The sequence below is a fragment of the Vibrio sp. 10N.222.48.A3 genome (assembly GCF_041475345.1).
Taxonomy (GTDB): domain Bacteria; phylum Pseudomonadota; class Gammaproteobacteria; order Enterobacterales; family Vibrionaceae; genus Vibrio; species Vibrio tasmaniensis_A.
In genome coordinates, this window is sequence record NZ_JBFRVX010001515.1 from 1 (window position 1) to 611 (window position 611).

Genomic DNA, 611 nt, shown 5'->3' on the forward strand with positions numbered 1-611 from the left:
CCCATTGTCGGCGGCTTGATTGTCGCTTTTGCTATTACAGCCCTGCACTTTAACGGCCTTGATCTTGAGTTTTCTTTGCCCTTGCAGAACACATTTATGTTGATGTTCTTTGCAACGGTCGGCCTTGCAGCTAACTACACACAGCTGATGAAAGGTGGTGCCAAGGTATTCCTATTCTTAGGGGTGGCTTCGGTTTACATCATTATCCAAAACGGTGTAGGCGTAACCTTAGCAACGACACTAGGCCTTGAGCCCTTGATGGGTTTGATTGCTGGCTCTATCACCCTTTCGGGTGGTCACGGTACAGGCGCGGCTTGGTCTCAAACTTTTGCAGACACGTTTGGCATTGCAAATACGTTAGAAATCGCAATGGCTTCAGCGACCTTTGGTTTGATCATCGGTGGTATTATCGGTAGCCCAGTGGCGCAAAAGCTGATTGATAAAAACCAGCTTGAATCTGAGTACGGTACTGGCACGCAAACGCACGAACGCTTCCCTGAACTTGTTACTTATAACGAGTATGAAGAAGACAAAGTGACGGCGAAGAAGGTGATTGAGGTGTTGTTCATCCTTCTTATCTGTATCACAGGTGCGAAGTACCTAGAGCAGTG

The 611-nt window shown here is 47.5% G+C and carries 1 protein-coding gene; it reads left to right on the forward strand.

All coding sequences use genetic code 11. The features are described 5' to 3' along the window. On the forward strand, positions 1-611 hold a 611-nt coding region (locus AB4653_RS27485; protein ID WP_372105823.1), incomplete at both ends, for a sodium/glutamate symporter.